Source organism: Paenibacillus nanchangensis (assembly GCF_046543445.1).
In the GTDB taxonomy this organism is placed as follows: Bacteria; Bacillota; Bacilli; order Paenibacillales; family Paenibacillaceae; genus Paenibacillus_AQ; species Paenibacillus_AQ nanchangensis.
In genome coordinates, this window is sequence record NZ_JBHOFD010000046.1 from 1 (window position 1) to 17102 (window position 17102).

Annotated in this window: 11 protein-coding genes and 1 pseudogene; 7 read left to right on the forward strand and 5 right to left on the reverse strand. The window is 56.4% G+C overall.

Features of this window, described 5'->3' with window-relative positions:
- Positions 1-75: 75 nt before the first annotated feature.
- Positions 76-191, forward strand: a pseudogene (locus ACE6ED_RS26385) (IS5/IS1182 family transposase); the annotation flags it as partial.
- Positions 192-721: 530 nt separating this feature from the next.
- Here the strand turns inward: ACE6ED_RS26385 and ACE6ED_RS26390 are convergent.
- The 5 genes from ACE6ED_RS26390 to ACE6ED_RS26410 form a co-directional block, all read right to left on the reverse strand.
- Entirely contained in the window at positions 722-1990 is a 1269-nt protein-coding gene (locus ACE6ED_RS26390; protein ID WP_410830434.1) for a response regulator, read from the reverse strand.
- Entirely contained in the window at positions 1959-3782 is a 1824-nt protein-coding gene (locus ACE6ED_RS26395) for a sensor histidine kinase (protein ID WP_410830435.1), read from the reverse strand. Before ACE6ED_RS26395 ends, ACE6ED_RS26390 begins: the two co-directional genes overlap by 32 nt.
- A 332-nt stretch (positions 3783-4114) precedes the next feature.
- Positions 4115-5395 carry a glycoside hydrolase family 27 protein gene (locus tag ACE6ED_RS26400; RefSeq protein WP_410830436.1) on the reverse strand — a complete coding sequence of 427 codons (1281 nt, stop codon included), beginning with the start codon at positions 5393-5395 and terminating at the stop codon, positions 4115-4117.
- A 116-nt stretch (positions 5396-5511) separates the two neighbouring features.
- Complete coding sequence (locus tag ACE6ED_RS26405; protein WP_410830437.1) at positions 5512-6393, reverse strand: helix-turn-helix domain-containing protein; 882 nt, start codon at positions 6391-6393, stop codon at positions 5512-5514.
- 164 nt (positions 6394-6557) lie between these two features.
- On the reverse strand, positions 6558-8543 hold the full coding sequence (locus tag ACE6ED_RS26410) for a beta-galactosidase trimerization domain-containing protein (protein WP_410830438.1): 1986 nt from the start codon (positions 8541-8543) through the stop codon (positions 6558-6560).
- Positions 8544-8722: 179 nt separating this feature from the next.
- Here ACE6ED_RS26410 and ACE6ED_RS26415 point away from each other — a divergent pair, with 179 nt between their 5' ends.
- From ACE6ED_RS26415 to ACE6ED_RS26440, 6 genes are all read left to right on the forward strand, one after another.
- A complete protein-coding gene (locus ACE6ED_RS26415; protein WP_410830439.1) occupies positions 8723-9664 on the forward strand; it encodes an AraC family transcriptional regulator in 942 nt (313 codons plus the stop codon).
- 232 nt (positions 9665-9896) lie between these two features.
- Positions 9897-10661, forward strand: a complete 765-nt coding sequence (locus tag ACE6ED_RS26420) for an SGNH/GDSL hydrolase family protein (RefSeq protein ID WP_410830440.1) — start codon at positions 9897-9899, stop codon at positions 10659-10661.
- A 59-nt stretch (positions 10662-10720) separates the two neighbouring features.
- The gene (locus ACE6ED_RS26425) at positions 10721-13030 is read left to right on the forward strand and encodes an AraC family transcriptional regulator (RefSeq protein WP_410830441.1); all 2310 of its coding nucleotides are present in this window, start codon (positions 10721-10723) and stop codon (positions 13028-13030) included.
- Between the two features lie 413 nt (positions 13031-13443).
- Positions 13444-14478, forward strand: coding sequence for an ABC transporter permease (locus ACE6ED_RS26430; RefSeq protein ID WP_410830442.1), 1035 nt, complete (start codon positions 13444-13446; stop codon positions 14476-14478).
- 15 nt (positions 14479-14493) lie between these two features.
- Entirely contained in the window at positions 14494-15384 is an 891-nt protein-coding gene (locus ACE6ED_RS26435; protein WP_410830443.1) for a carbohydrate ABC transporter permease, read from the forward strand.
- 158 nt (positions 15385-15542) lie between these two features.
- Positions 15543-17087: an ABC transporter substrate-binding protein gene (locus tag ACE6ED_RS26440; protein WP_410830444.1), complete on the forward strand. Its 1545-nt coding sequence runs from the start codon at positions 15543-15545 to the stop codon at positions 17085-17087.
- Positions 17088-17102 lie beyond the last annotated feature (15 nt).

The window sequence follows — 17102 nt, forward strand, 5'->3', positions numbered from 1 at the left end:
AGTCCGTACACTTGTACCCCTACTTTCTCTGGCGGCTACAAAAGGCGGGAATCTGGGATGAAATCTGAAAAGCATGAATGCTCTTTTAATAAAATGAAAAATTATCGGCGTTTGGCAACCCGCTATGACAAGACAGCGAGCATGTTCAAAGTTTTTTTGGCGTGATTTCGATGAGGCTATGGCTGAAGTAAGTTTGCGTACAGACTCTAATTGAAAGTGCAGGAGGACTCCGGAAAAAAAGGTGTGGTTTATCTTCCAGCTGCGCTTCCTTCGGCTTCTGCCGCCTTCTGCTGCCTACTGCCGCCTACTGCTGCCTACTGCCGCCTTCTGCCGCCTACTGCCGCCTTCTGCCGGCTTCTGCCGGCTTCTGCCGGCTTCTGCTGCCTACTGCCGCCTACTGCCGCCTACTGCCGCCTACTGCCGCCTACTGCCGCCTACTGCCGCCTACTGCCGCCTACTGCTGCCTACTGCCGCCTACTGCCGGCTTCTGCTGCCTACTGCCGCCTACTGCCGCCTACTGCCGGCTTCTGCTGGCTTCTGCCGCCTACTGCTGCCTTCTGCCGCCTTCTGCCGGCTTCTGCTGCCTTCTGCCGCCTACTGCTGCCTACTGCTGCCTTCTGCCGCCTACTGCCGGCTTCTGCCGCCTACTGCCGCCTACTGCCGCCTACTGCCGCCTTCTGCCGGCTTCTGCCGCCTTCGTCCTCGGGCGGAAGGCCCCGGACTACTGGCGCTCTTTACGGTATTCCGAAGGGGACTTGCCGAAGCGTTTTTTGAACAGGACGCTGAAATACTGCGGGTTCCGGTAGCCGACCTGCTCGGACACCTCATAGGATTTCGAATCGGTGGCAGACAGCAGCTCTGCGGCTTTGTCCATCCGGAGCTGGATCAGATATTCGCTAAAATTCATGCCTTTATATTTCTTGAACAGCGTGCTGGCGTAGGCCGGGGAAATGTGGACATGGTCGGCGATAGCGGCCAGGTTCAGCTCCTCCTCGTGATAATGCCCCTTGATGTACTGCTCCATTTCCCGCAAAAGGGTCTGGTGCGAGCTCTGCGAATGGCGGATTTCGCCGCTGACGAACACGCCCGCACCGCCGAGAATCGGCTTCAGCTGCGAAGCGGCGAGCGCTTCGCTGTAGGACATGGAGATCCGTTCGATGCCTTCGCGGCAGCCGCCGAGCCCGATACTGACAGGCATTTTCAGGCAGGTCTCCAGCGTCCGGCGGATCTCTTCCAGGTGGGCGGTAAGCTCGGCTTCAGCAGCGCCGGATTCACCGGGTGCCGCAAGGTTAAAGAGCAGATTCACCCGGTTATTGTAAACGGCCGAATACCGGTAAGGGTAAGCTTCGGAGCGGAGTTCGGCGCAAATGTTGTGAATGGAGAACAGCAGCAGCTCCGCGTTGTCTCCATCGCCCGGCCGGGCGTAACGCCGGTTGTCGTCCGGCTGGATGACCGCCACCCGGTAATACGGGTTCGGCGCGGCAATCCCGAGCAGCTCCATTTCCCGCTGTGCCCACTCAGGGCTTGCGCAGCCGTCCAGAAGCTCGGACCAAAATTTGTTCAGAATCAGCGTCTGGCTTTTTCGGGCTTTTTCAGCTTCACGTTTTTCCGCAAGAAGTTCACTGCCGGCTTTTTCGGCCGCCTTCAGAATCACCTCGTAATCCTCGTACTTGAGGATATAATCAGCCGCCTGCAAACGCAGGGCCTGCTTGGCATAAGCGAAATCATCATAGCCTGTTAAAAAAACAACCTTGGTCCCGGGATATTCGGCGTTAATCCGTTCGGCCAGCTGCAGGCCGTCGAGAAACGGCATCTGAATGTCTGTCAGCACAAGGTCCGGCCGCTGCGACTCCATTAGCCGGAGCGCTTCTTCGCCGTCCGCGGCGGCGCCTGTAACGGTGATGCCCGCCCGTTCCCACGGAATGTTGCGCCGCAGGCCTTCGCGTATCCACATATCGTCATCTACAATCAGCAGTTTGATGTTCGTCATTTGGGTGTTCTCCTTCCTTATGGAACCGGGGGATGGTAACGGTAATCCGGGTATATTCCGTCTCGATGCTGTCGAGGGCGATGCCGTACGGCCGGCCGAACCGCAGCGCAAGCCGGCGGTGGGCGTTCCATAATCCAAATGTCTGGGCTTCGCCGCCCGCCGTGTCCGAATCCAGCGATTCCCGCAGGGCCGCGAGGCGGGCGGGAGGGATGCCCTGGCCGTTATCGTAAACTTCCAGGATGGCGGTATCTCCCTCCGGATAGCCGGTGATGGCGACCAGGCCTTTGCCCCGTTTTTTCTTGATGCCATGATAGACGGCATTTTCGACCAGCGGCTGCAGGGTCAGCTTGGGAATCCGCAGGCTGAGCAGTTCGTCCGCCACCTCAATCGCAAACTCAAAATCCTCGTTGTACCGGATATTCAAAATCATCAGGTAGCTGCGGACATGGTCGATTTCTTCCGCAAGCGTAATGAGCTCCCGGCCTTTGCTGATGCCGATCCGGAAATAACGAGTGAGCGCGCCAACCATAACGGAAGCCCGTTCTTTTTCGCCGAGATCGATCAGATGTTTGATGGACCCAAGGGTGTTATACAAAAAATGCGGCTGGATCTGCGCCTGCAGCGCCCGCATTTCCGCGCCACGCTTCTGTTCCTGCTCTTCGCGGACTTCGTTTAGCAGTTGCTCAACCGAATCGGCCAGCCGGGTCAGGCCAGTCGCCAGCACGCCGATTTCGTTGCGCTGGTCGATGTCGAAGCTCACGGAGAAGTCACCGCGTTCGAAGCGTTTGACCTGCTTGGACAAGTAGCGGATCGGGTTGCTTAAATTGCGTGCCGCCAGTGCCGCCGCGAGGGCGACGAGCACCAGGATGGCCAGGGTGACGGCAACCGCGATCCACTTGATCCGGCTTGCCCCTTCCAGAATGTCCTTCTCCGGCGCGATCGCCGCCAGCACCCAACCGTTCAGCGGGAGCGTATGGTAGGCGATGTTCATTTTTTCCCCGAGGGCGCTGTCGACAGTAAGGCTGCCGTTTTGCCCCGACCGTCCCCGGAGTACTTCGATGGTGTCCGCGCTTACTGCGTATTCTTGTTTCAGCGTTTTGGAGAACAGCTCCCCGTCCGGGCTGATGAGCGCCAGCGCTCCGTTTGGGCTGATCTTAACGTTCTGCATAATCTCCAGAAAATAGCTCTCCCGCAGGTTGATCAGCACAATCCCGCTTAAGCTTGAAGTGGGGGTGCCGATCATTTTGAAGCTGCTGATCACCCGGCGGTTTTCCACCGTATCGAAGATGGTATCCTTGTGGCTGTTCAGCCAGTAGTAGCCTTTTTCGGAACTGTGGTACCGCTCCTGCCAGGCCGGCAGATCAATCGAGACGTTCCGGGGGACGTATTCCTGCTGCAAATTAAACGAGCGGCCGTTGTTAAAAGCCACAAAAATCGAGTCCACCATGGCATTGTAAGAGTGGTAAACGCTTTCAAGTCGGTTATGCAGTTCGATTATATCGTTGAACTTCTGCGGTGTGTCGGGCTGATCTTTGGCGGACAGCAGGTTCCGCAGCGAAGTTGTATCCTCCAGGTTGACGAGCTGCTCAAAGATCGTCAGGAACTTGTCGTCGAGAAACAATGCCGTCTGATAGGTGGTATCCGAAAGCGAATAAAGTGAGTTTTTGCGCAGCTGGTCGCTGGCGGACCAATACGAAAATAACGCCGTTACAATAACGGACAGGGTGAGCACCGGCAAAAACGTAATCAGCAGCTTGGTTTGAATCGGTTTATCCAGGAAATAACGTCGCATGGCCTCTTCCTCTCTTGAAGCTTGTCCGGATAGGGGTGGATCAGACAATGAGTCTAGCACAGGATTCGACAAATGAAAACAAAAGTTGTCACGGTGCAGCGGCTGGAACAGCGGATTTGAGCAAGCGGCCGACCGTTTAAGCGCATCTACTAACAACTATGCAATCATGGCGGTTTGCCTCGCGGCACGGGGGATTCAGTCCCAAGGGTTTACGGGGGGTTAAGGAGCAGTGAACAGCCGTATACCGCACGGAAAAAATCACACGCAAAAAAAGGCCGTCCCCGCCTTAAACTGGCGGTAGTGGACGTCCTTTTTGGATAAAAATAAAGCGGTTAGCTGAAACGGTACAGGCGCACGCCGTGGGACGGCACCTCTGTCCGGAGCAGCCCGGCCGTAAGATCGGCAGGTTCACCGCTCCAGAGCTCGGCGCCCTCCGCGCGGCCGGCCAAGCCAATCCGTTCGGCCGGAAGCTCATAGGCCTGGCCGCTCTCGCCGGTGTTAAACACGGCAGCGTAACGGGAGCCGTCCGCATGCTCGGCGGTCCAGACGATCAGACCGCCTTCCCGCAGCGCTTCCTGCGCGCCGAAGCTCTCACGGTGCATGCGCAGCACCTCGCGGTTGGTCAGCAGCGACAAGGTCCAGTCGTCACAGTCGCGCAGCTCGCCGCCAAAAATAAGCGGCGAACGGAAGATGCTCCACAGCGACATCATCGTCCGCTGCTCGTCGCGGGTGAAGCGGGTCCAGCGGTCCGAACCGCCGCCGTCGACCGAGCGGATGCCGATATGTCCGAGCGGAAGCATGTCGCAGTCCGGCCAGCAGCCCGGCTGCGGCACGCCCTGCCAGGCGCGGCAGCGGTCGAACATATCCAGGAGCAGCGGCCACTGGTCCCAAAAATCGTCGGTCACCCGCCACATGTTGGCATGCCCGGAGAAAAACGCCGAATATTCCACCGGGGCAGGTCCGGGGGAGAGGCTGAGCACCATCGGCCGGCCGCAGCGTTCGATCGCCCTGGCGATAAGCGCGATTTCCGGCTGATGCGTGTCGTACAACCGGGAGGCGGCGATATCATCCACTTTTACCAGGTCGACTCCCCACTCCGCATACAGCTTGAAGAGGGAATCGTAATACGCCTGGGCGCCATCCTTCGAGGCATCTACGCCGTACATGTCCGTATTCCAGGGACAAATGGAGTTCGTATGCGCGATATCACGGGCGGTCGCGGCGGTGCCCAAAATCGGGGTCCCGGCATGGGCGGCCTGCCGGGGGATGCCCCGCATGATGTGAATGCCGAACTGAAGTCCAAGGCTGTGCACATAGTCGGCCAGAGGTTTAAATCCTTGACCGCCCACCGCGGACGGGAACCGGTTAGCCGCCGGCATCAGCCGTGAATATTCATCCATTTCCAGCGGCACAAACGGCCGGTATTGGGAGGAATTCGCGTAAGGTTCATACCACTGAATATCTACAGTAATGTAGCTCCAGCCGTATTCCTTGAGGTGCTGCGCCATATATTCCGCATTACCACGAATTTCGGCTTCCGTTACGGCGGCGCCGTAGCAATCCCAGCTGTTCCAGCCAAGCGGCGGTGTAGGTGCTGCAAGCTTATGGTCCATTTGTAAGACTCCTTTACAGATCAGTTGTTTATTATTGCTTGTTGCAACTTTATCTTAATAAAGGAGATACTTGATATCTATAGTAATGTTGAACGGAGAACTGTAGAATATTGCGGTCAGTCAAAAAACAGCTTGCGGTAAGTCAGGCTTTCGCTTCCGCTGCGGAATTCGCCCGGCGTGAGACCCGTGACGTTCCGGAATGCCTTAATAAAATAGCTTCCGCTGGAATAGCCGACCCGCTCCGCGATGGCTTCGAGGCCAAGCTGCGTCCCCCGCAGCAGCTCCATCGCCTGTTCGGTCCGGATGCGGGTCAGGTAGGCGACAGGAGTCATCCCTGTGCAGGCGGAGAAGCGGCGGATCAAGTGATATTTGGACAAGGAGACATGCTCCGATAGCTGATCGATGCTGATCATCCGCGCATAGTTCAGCTCGATAAATTCGGCGGCCCGGCGCACGTTTTCCGGCCAGTTCTCCCGGTTCCGCAAGCTTGCGGCAGGCAGCCTGGCCAGTTCCGTCGCAAATTGGTAGACGCAGGAGGAGGCGATCAAAGGATCGCTGATCCGGCCCGCGCCCGCATCGGCCACAATCATCCGCAGCAGCCTGACCGGCGCGCAGTCCATGGGCAGGTAGGGTGCCTCCCCGGCTTCCCGGCGGAATTTGCGCCAATGAGGCAAAATGAGCTGAGGGCGGAACAGCAGGAAGTAGAACTCCCACGGCTCCTTACCTTCCGGAGGATAATAGTACCGGTGGGGTCCCGGGATCTCTGCGAGAAACGCTTGTCCCGCGCCGATGCGGAAGGTCCGGTTCTCCGACTCGTACACCCCTTCGCCGGAGACGGTGTATTGGAACAGCAGCAGCGGTCCATCGGTCCGCACCAGTCCATCCCAGCGGTAAGCCGGGCTGCGGGCGTCTTCGTGGCCGGCGGCGAACAGCCCGCACAGCTGGAGCTCTTTGTCTTCGGCAAACCGGAAACCATAGGTGCCTTTTGGGATATCCACCTTGATCTTCCTCCTAACGCGCATTTGCCTCTAATTGTAGGAGCTGAGCGGGGGAAAAGAAAGAGAAACATGCCGCCGTTTCTTACACCTGCGTCTGGAAAGCACCCCGTTCCCGCTTAACCGGCGGCGCATGGTCCGCCAGTCAAGGATCAAGGAGGTTACGGTCAAGCCAGCTCCAGTACCACCATTTGATGGTTCTCCAGATAAGGAACCTTGCAGCTGATCCCGTCGTCCGTTCCGGAGGTGAACGGCAGTTCTTCCATCGACGGAGCAAGATACACCCGCTTCACAGGCGGCTGGGAAGGCAGCCGCAGGGTGACGGATACATCCCTCAGCGGCACGATGTCTTCGATAACTTCAACGCGCCCTTTCAGCACAGGCGTCGCATACAGCAGATGGTTCACGTAGCGGCGCTCCTCCGGCTGGTACTGCAGCGTTGTGATGCCGCGGGCCGGCAAATCGGTCGTAAGGAGCGGCGAAGGCAGCAGCCTGGACAGCGCGTGCAGCACCATTTCCTTCAGAATCAGATGGCCGTTGTCCGCATAATCAGTAAACACGTTCCAGGCGATATAGATGCCGTTTGCGCTTTCGACCATGCCGGGCCCGGCATCCTGCCGGTTGCTTGGCGTGTGCAGATGAGAACAGAAGGTGAAGACATCGCGGTTAAAATACGGGTCTTCTCTGCGGCCGAGGGATACTCCGCCATTCAGCTGCACCTGCTGTCCTTCGCCGTACATCACATAGGAAGCGGGGAGCAGCGGCCCTGGCGTGAAGTCGGGCCGGAAGTATGCGGGGCGGCAGGGATTTTCCCCCTGCCAATCCAGTCCCATTTTCAGCACAAAAGCGTCTCCGGCTGGATTGAGCCCCGAACGTCCGGTAGCCAGCACCTTCCCTCCGCCAGCGGTAAACTTGTCAATAGCGCCTGCCAGCTCCGGCCATACCGGCACCTCATCCGGCAGGATCAGCACTTTGTACCCGCTGAAGTCGGTTCCGATATCGATCACGTCGAACAGGTAGTGACCTTCGGTAAGCATCCGGACCACGCCCGCATCGGCCAAATTGTCCCGTCCGGCTATGCCGTCCGTCTCCGGGCAGGCTTCCAGCGCCGCTTCGAGCGACAGGACGGCGATGTCCGCCACGGATTGGCTGCCCGCGCACCAAGCTTCTTTGGCCTCCACTTCGCTGTAGGCCGCGCCGATTAAGTGATAAGTCGCCTCGTCCATCAGGCCGCCCGGGTGAAGCTGGTCGCCGATGGAACATTTAGCGCCATGGGCCAGACTGAGGGCGGTTTCATACCGCAGAGCGTTTGGATGCTTGTATCCGCCGAATTCTCCCCAAGAGGTGTGAAACTTGCCGGTCATGCCGAGAAAATCCACCCCCAGCGTCTGCGCATAACGTGCCGACAGCGGAAAATGGTCGTATCCCCAGCCTCCGGTCGGCAGCGATTCCAGCTCCAGATGGCTGTTCACATGGGCAAGCTCGCGCCGGCCGCGCTTTTGATGCCCGCTGTTGTGGAAGACCGGCAGCCCGGGTTTCACCTCATCAATCGTTTCCCGGACACGCCGGGCGTAGTTCAGGTAAGTCTGCTCGCCGAGAGCGATCACCGCTGCCTCGTCGCGGGGGTCCTGGCCGGCTTCACGGAGCGAACGCACACAGTATTGGCACCGGCATTTGCGGAAGCCGACGATATCGAGGAAAATACCGTCTGCGTCATAACGGGTAACCACCTCACGGATTTGATCGAGCAAAATGTCCAGGTAAGGCGTGTTAAAACAAAACTCGTGGTACCCCGGAGTCATAAAGTCCTTCACCCAGCGCGTCCGGTCTTCGGCGTCCCGGATCAGCCATTCGGGGTGGCGCCGCGCCAGCTTTTCGTCGAGCCCCGCCGACAGATACACCGGCGTCCGCACGCCGATCTCATGGGCGGCTTCGATCATTTCGCCAAGCAGGTCAAAGGAGAGATGCGGATGCATTTCATTAGCTTCACTGGGATGGTAAGCCCAGCCGTGATGGCATTTCGAAAATACGGTGATGGAATCCACATGCCCGGCGCGCAGCATGCTTTGGAACTGGGCTTTCGAGAATTCGCTTCCGATGCCCTTGATTGCTTCGGAGGTATGGAAATCGAGATGAACCTGGCGGAATCGCATAATTTAACAGCTCCTTGTCATTTTTGGCTATTTTGTATTCATCATTTAAAGCAGACGGTTTCCGGAAAAGCATATAAAGCCGATTCCCTGACAATGTACCTCTTTTTGCAGGTGCCAACCAGTGATAATATAGACTTGAACTAGCACAAAATCGACTTTGCTGACAGGAGAGGAACGCCGTGTTGTGTCTGGAATTCGCGATCCCGCCGCTGCCGCAGTTTGTCACGGTGGGGCATGCCGTCTGGCCGGCGGGAGACCGGCATTTTGCCCGTACCTTCGGGGTGTATGATCTGCTGCTCGTAACCCGCGGGACCCTATATATGACGGAACAGGACACGGAATATGCAATCGGGGCGGGCGATTTGCTGGTGCTGGAGGCCGGCCGGCCGCATACCGGACACCGTCCGTGCGTAGAAGATACGGAGATTTATTGGGTGCATTTTATTCACGGCTCGCCACCTGCGCAGATTCGTCAGGAGGATATTCCCTGGTCGTCGCTGCTGGACAAAGGGACGGTGGAGGACCTGCTGCCTCGCCCGGAGCAGCGTATGTATATTCCGAAGTTCGCTGCCGTCGACACCGGCGTGCTGGAGCCGATTCTTCAAAGTATGAACGAGCTCCACAGCCGTCTGAACACGGAGAACGCGCTGCAGCTGCATCTGCTGCTGTGCGAGCTGCTTGCGGCGCTGCAGGCGGAGTGTGCCCGTACCTCCGTGCCGGAGCCTTCGGTCCGGTTGGCCCGCGCGGCCGCGGCTTATCTGGACGGACACTGGCGGGAGTCCTTCGACTTGGCGGTACTGGAGGAGGAGCTGCATTTTCAGGCGGATTACATCAGCCGATGCATGAAACGCCATATCGGTAAAACGCCGCTGCAGTATGTGCTGCATCTGCGGCTCGAAGAAGCCAAAAAGCTGCTCAGCGGCACCGTGCTTGGCCTTGCGGAGATCGCCGAACGGGTCGGCATCCGCGATCCAAATTACTTGACGCGCCTGTTTACCGCCAAACTGGGGATAACGCCTGGCGCATACCGCCGGCGGCTGAGACGGGAAGGGGAGGCGCCGGCCGGAGATTTTCCCTCGGAAGCAGGCCAATCGGCAGATTCTCCATCGGATCGGAAGTAGCCAATTCGCATCCTCCCCCGGACTAGAAGCAGTCCCAATCCTTCCGGACCAAGCAGCGGGCGCGGCCGTTTAACATGCAGGTGTTTCCCTGGCTGCGGCTCCATGGCGTTATCATGCTAAAAAAAGTCCGGATCGTGAAGGCGAAAACCGGCCTGCAGCGCTACCATTAGGGTGCGGGCCCGCGCCGCCGCGGCGCTTTCAGAGGCTTCCGCCAAGATCAGGAGGGAGAAACATGCACCCATTGTTGAAGACCATTCAAATGAGAGAAGATTCCGCGAAGCCCACGATCCTTTTTCTCGGAGACAGCATCACGGCCAGCGGTGAGTATATCCGGTACACGCGGGGGTGGCTGGGCACCTATCGTCCGGACATTAACGCCGAGCTGATCGGGCTTGGCTTACCTAGTGAGACGGCATCCGGGCTAAGTGAACCGGCCCATCCGTTTCCCCGGCCCTGTATTCATGACCGGCTGGAATCTGCGCTAGAAGCTAATCCAGCGGATATTGTTGTTGCCTGTTATGGAATGAACGACGGGATTTACCACCCTTTTTCGGAGGAACGGTTTGCCGCTTACCGGGAAGGGATGCTCAGGCTTGGCAGGCGGATTCGCGACACCGGAGCAGCGGTTGTATTCATGACCCCGCCGCCGTTTGATGCTGCTTCGAGCACTGTCCCGCTGGTTCCCGAGGACGCCTCGGATTTCAGCTACCTGACGCCGTACCGGGAGTATGACCGGGTGCTGGAGCGTTACGCGGGCTGGCTGCTCTCCGGGGAATGCCTGGCGGATGCCATAATCGACCTCCGGACTCCGCTGCTGGAGCACATCCGGCGGGAACGCGCGCTGGATCCGGAATACCGCTCGGGTGACGGCATACACCCCAATCCGGCCGGTCACCGGGTGATGGCGCAGACACTTTTAAGCGAACTGTTCTGTGCGGAAGCAGAGATGGCGGAACTGGAAGAGATCGGACGTCTGGATGCGGATAACGCGGATTGACAAGTAAAATCTTGCGGGATTATAGTAAGGTCACTTCGATTGAGCAGGGAGGGAAGACTATGAGCTTGCTGCAGACGCTCCGCTCGCGCAAATACCTGCAGCGGATTTTGCTCAGCTTTATGCTCGTTGTCGCGATGCTGGCTGTCGCTTCGTTTTTTCTGAATTCCAGCGCCCGCGGCAAAGTGCTCAGTCTGCAAAATGAAGCCGACCGCAAGCTGCTGACCCAGATCAACTACAATATCGAGAACATGAACGGCATCGTAAAAAACCTGGCGGTATCCCTCTACAACGACGATGACCTGATCGCGCTGAAGGCCGGCGCCGATTACAAGCAGAGCATTCTGAAGATTGAACGGCTGAACGATACGGTAGCCGCGTCGCCTTATTTGCATGCCGCGATTTTTTACAACGGCAAGCAGCGCCGGTTTTTTTCTTCTCAGAATCATGCGATGGACAGCAGCCAGCTCTACAGTGCGCTTGAGTCTTATATGGCCGCAAGCAAGGATCTGCCGAAGCTGCAGCTGATTCCCCTGGATCTGGACGAAAGCGGCGAAGGCATCGACGTGTTTGCGTTTTTCATTTATGACGGCCCGTCTCTCGGTTCCGTAAATGACAATGTGCTGATTCTGACGGTGCGGCCGGACTGGATGCTGGATAACGTGAAAGCGCTTAATGCTGCGGCTGAGCGGGAAGACAACGTGCTGTTTGTGACCGACAGTAACGGCGAGGTGCTCATCTCCACCGACGGGGAGCTTCCCGACGGGCTTGATATCAAGGCAGACCTGCTGCCACGCGTCAGTTCCTCGGCAGGTACGCTGGATTCTTTTATCTACAAGCATCAAGACAGAAAATACAAGGTGACTTACCTGAGCAAAGCGCTGAACAACTGGCAGATTATCAGCCTTCAGGATTACGATACGGTGCTTGGCAGCGTCCGGCAGATGAAATGGACGGAAATTGCGGTCACGCTGTCGGCGGCGCTGCTTGCCGTGCTGCTGTCCGTCTTCTTTTCGCTGCGGCTGTATAAGCCGGTGGGGCAGCTGCTTACGCTGATGCCGGCTCATGGCAGCGGGACGGCCGAGGCCAAAGATGAGCTGTCGCTGATCGCGGCGAACATGACGGAGATGATCGGCAAGCTCAAAGGGCTGGAGCAGGAGAAGGCCTCTCAGGGGAATATCGCCAAAATTTATCATCTGCGGAGCCTGATTGGCCTCAGCGAAAGTATGGACAAGGAGGAGTTTCTGCGGCTGCGGGAGCAGTACAGCATCGACATCGCTTATCCGTCCCCGCTCCGGCTGGCGCTGGTGCAGATCGACGATCTGCTGGGCATTGGCAGCGGGGCGGGGGCACGGATGGAGTCACTGCTTTATTTTGCCATATCAAATATCGGCCAGGAGCTGTTTCGCAGCGGAGGTTCGTGCGAAGCCGCGGATATGAAAAGCGGTCACCTTGTTTTTGTGATCGGCGGCGATACCGGGACGCTTGAGGCGCTAAATGAGCGCTTCAAAGAGCTGCAAAAGACGATTCTCCAATACTACCGGATTACGTTTACGGTGACGCTGAGCGATGTGTTTGACGATTATACCCAAATCACCCAGCATTACAATATGGCGGTGCGGCGGGCCAACTACCGGATGATTTTCGGGAAGGGATCGGTGCTTGAGCCGGAGCTGCTGCGGGCGAACGAACAGAACGAGACGTTCCGGATTCCGCAGGAACTGGAGCGGAGATTGACCGAAGGCCTGAAAAAAGGCGACCGGGAGGAGACCGGGCAGGCGATCCGCAGCTGGAGGGGACTGCTGGGCGGTTTCAGCTTTGAGAACATGTTCTCCGCGGTGCTGCATCTTGCCGTTACTCTGAGCAACACGCTGGCCGAGATGAATCATCACAACCTGAACCCCGTCTCAGTCAACCTGCAGGCGATTAACCGGCGGATTCTGGAAAAAGAGACGCTGGACGAAATCGAAGCCGTGCTGCTGGAGGTAGTTGATGAGGTGTGCGAACAGCGCCGGAGCGGCCGGGAGGACAAAAACCGGCTGCTCGCCGACACCGTCAAAGAGATTATCGACAAGCATTATGCCGATCCCGACCTCAACGTGCAGCGGATCGCGGATATGCTGAAGATGAGCGCCGTCTATTTGGGGCAGGTGTTCAAAGCCCAGGAAGGGACGACAGTGGTCGACCAGATCAATGCGACCCGCCTGGCTCAGGCGCGGGAGTATCTCGAGCAGCAGGATTTGACCGTGGCGGAAATTATGGAGAAGGTCGGCTTTGGCAACGAAAGCTACTTTTACCGGCTGTTCAAACGCCGCTATGGTGCGACGCCTAAGGAGTACCGGCTGAAGTCGGCGATTGAACGCAGCCGATGAGCCGGCGGGAGGAAAAACAGGATCTCAATAGAGCCGTGCTAAAAAGGATGTATCTGGCCCGTAAACGAGAAGGATCGTTTGCGGGCTTTTTTTCTGTCCGGAAGATGTTCTTCGTTCTCTGCCATTTCAGCACCTGAACCGGGTTGTACTGGATTAGGCCGTACTGGACTGTACCAGTCAGTATTGAACTAGGCTGTACTGTACTGCACACTGCACAGGGCTGCACCAGGCTGTACTGGACTGTACAGTTCCGCAAAACCGCGCCGGTACAGCATTCCGGGATCAATACAGCCCGCCCGTACAGCTATCCTGTAATTGTACAGTAACAATTCCGCCCCGCCGGCGCTATTGTTTAGACATGCAAAGCCTGAAACACAGGCAGGCACAAGGAAGCAAAGGAAGGGGCTTTGATTATGTTGAATACGGTTCCACTCACACGTGATGCGGACGATGCCCGGGGATCGGGACCGGGGCTGGCCGGGCGGGAGCCATACGCGGCGCCGCCGGAAACGCGGGGACGTAAAAAGAAATCCAAATTCCGGAACGAACTGCACCACTTCCGGAACAACCGGGAGCTGTTTTTGCTGTCGCTGCCGGGTATTCTCTACAAATTGATTTTTGCTTATATTCCAATGGTGGGCCTTATTATCGCCTTCAAAAATTACAGGTACGACCTCGGCATGTTCGGCAGCAAATGGGTAGGACTGGAGAATTTCCGCTATCTGTTCTCTACCGATACCGCTTGGCGGATCACACGTAATACGGTGCTGTACAACACCGCTTACATTTTGGTTTCCACCTCGGTGGCGCTGCTGCTGGCTATCCTGCTGAACGAAATCAAGGCGAAATACAGCAAATTCTATCAGACCGCGCTGTTTTTGCCCCACTTTTTGTCTTGGGTGCTGGTGGGCTACGTGGCTTACGCTTTCCTGAATCATGCGGACGGATTCATTAACCGCACGCTTGAGTCATTTGGTATGGACCCGGTCAGCTGGTATCAAAATGCCGCGCCATGGCCGTTTATTCTTATTATTGTGCAGCTCTGGAAGGTAGTGGGCTTCAATACGCTGATCTACTTTGCGGGGATCCTCGGCATCAACGGCGAATATTACGAAGCGGCGCTGATCGACGGAGCAACCAAACGGCAGATGGCCTTTAAAATCACCATTCCGCTGCTGGCTCCGCTCGTCATTATTATGCTGATCCTGTCTATCGGAAACATGTTCCGCGGGGACTTCGGCCTGCATTATTTCATTCCGAACAACTCCGGTTTCCTGTACAATTCCACGGATGTCATCGACACCTATGTATACCGGGCACTGCGCGAGGTCGGCAATGTGAGCATGTCCGCAGCCACCGGATTTTATCAGTCGATCGTCGGTTTTGTACTGGTGTTGACGGCGAACGGTATCGTACGCAAAATCAATCCCGATCATTCCCTGTGGTAAGGAGGCGGCCGGAAGATGCCCAAGAAGAAAAAATTCGAACTGTCCAAAGTTCTCATCAATCTGCTGTTCATCGTGCTGTCGGTCATCGTCGTCCTGCCTTTTGTGCTAGTGGTCGCGGTATCGCTTACGGATGAGAAGACGATTATCAAAAGCGGATACCAGTTTATCCCCGAATCCATCAGTCTGGATTCTTACCGTTATCTGCTCGACGCTCCGGAGATGTTATTCCGGGCCTATGGTGTAACTATTACGGTGACGGTTATCGGTGCGCTGCTCGGCCTGCTGCTGACCGCAATGACCGCTTATGTGATCTCGAGGCCTGATTACCGTTACAACCGCATCACTACGTTTTATGTGTTTTTTACAATGCTGTTCAGCGGCGGACTTGTCCCAAGCTATATTCTGATTACGCAGTACCTGCATCTGAAAGACAGCCTGCTGGCGCTGATTCTGCCGATTCTGCTGTCGCCGTTCAACATCATGGTAATGAAGGGCTTTATGTCAAAAATCCCGCTGGAAATCATCGAATCGGCCAAAATTGACGGGGCGCGGGAGTTCCGGATTTTCTTCCGCATCATTTTGCCTTTGTCCACGCCGGCGCTGGCCACGCTTGGCCTTCTGATCTCGTTCACTTACTGGAACGAATGGTTTAATGCGATGCTGTACATCGACGATCCGAACAAAGTGCCGCTGCAGCTTCTGCTCGTGCGGACGTTAAGCAGCATTGAGTTTCTTACCTCGAATTCCGAGTTTACCTCGCAGCTGGGCATTGATTTGTCGAGCTTCCCGAACAACTCGGCGCGAATGGCGATTGCCGTATTGGCTGGCGGACCGATGATTGTGATCTTCCCGTTTTTCCAGCGGTTTTTCGTCAAAGGACTTACGGTTGGCTCCCTCAAGGGTTGACATAGCTTGTTATGCAGGCATTTTGCGGCACCCTTGAAAAGCGCCTTCCCGGCTGGCGGGCCTACAGAACTCACGTTATATTGTTCTTTAGACCGCAGCCGGAACGGCTGCTGCTTGGATGAGGCAACATGCGAATACAATTACAGGAGGTCACACAGATGAAGAAACGGTTTTATGGGGTTATGGCGCTTATCCTGCTTGTAGCGTCCGTATTGGCCGGCTGCGGCGGCGGAAACGGCGGCAACAACGGAAACGCGGAAGGCGCCGCGGCAGGAGGCAAAGAAAGTACCGCTCCGAATTCAGGCGGCGACGGCGGGGGATTAAAGCCCGTTGAGCTGATCTGGTATTATCCTCTGTCCCAGCTTCAGCCCGACCAAGAGAAGATTCAGGAAGAATTCAACAAAATCGTCAAAGAAAAAATCAATGCTACCGTTAAACTGATGCCAGTCGCCCTCGGGGACTATGTGCAAAAGATGAACACGGTGCTTGCGTCCGGCGAAAAGTTCGACATTCTCTGGACCGGATATATGATGAAGCCGGAAGAGCTGATGCGCAAAGGGGCGATCCAACCGCTTGACGACCTGCTCGACAAGCACGCTCCGGAACTGAAGGCCGACGTGCCGCAGGTGATGTGGGACGGCCTCACGGTCGACGGGCAAATCTACGGGATTCCGAACCAGCAGATCAACGGCTCCCGTTACGGCTACATCATTCAGAAGCGTTTTGCCGACAAATATAAGCTGGACCCCGCTTCCATCAAAAAAGTTCAGGATATCGAACCGTTCCTGGAGCAGATCAAACAAAATGAGCAGGGCATTATTCCGTTCGGCAATTTCGGCGGCAACTTCGACTTTACGCCGCAGGTGCATGACGATCAATACTGGTCCGTTCCTGGACTTGACGGCCACTTCTATGTCAAGACAGACGATCCAACCTACAAGCTGTACCGTTATCCCGAGGAAGAGCTGAACAACTTCCGTCTGGTTACCGATTGGTACAAAAAAGGCTACATTTACAAAGATGCTGCCACAGCTAAAGCAGCGGATTTCTCGACGAAAGGCCAAATCGCAGTGGAGTTCAATCTCATTTTGAAGCCGGGTGTTGAAGCGGAAGTAAAAGTAAAAAATGGCGGCTTTGACGTCATTACCGTTCCGCTAAGCGACTGGTTCTCAAACGGTTACTCGGCAACCACAAATCAATCCATCAGCCGGACCTCATCTAACCCGGACCGTGCGATGATGCTGCTGAACCTGATCAATACGGACAAAGAACTCTATAACCTGATCTGTAATGGTCTGGAAGGCGTTCACTACGACAAGCTGGAAGGCGACTACATCAAAGCAAAAGATGATTCCCGTTACAAACCGAACATGGACTGGGTATTTGGAAGCGTGTTCAACTCCTACCTGAAGGAAGGACAGCCGGAGAATATCTGGGAAGAGACGAAAAAAATCAACTCCAGCGCTGAGGTTAACCCGATTGGCGACTTCAAGTTCAATTCCGAACCGGTCAATACCGAAATCGCCAACCTGAACGCCGTTTGGGACGAATACAAGCGCGGCATTCTTACCGGAACGCTGAACTTCGACGAGACTTGGCCGACGCTGTACGGCAAGCTGAAGGAAGCGGGCGAAGAGAAATACGTAGAGGAGGTGACGCGTCAATTCGAACAGTATCTGAAGGATAAAGGCTTGAAGAAGTAGCTGCAGTTTGGTGTA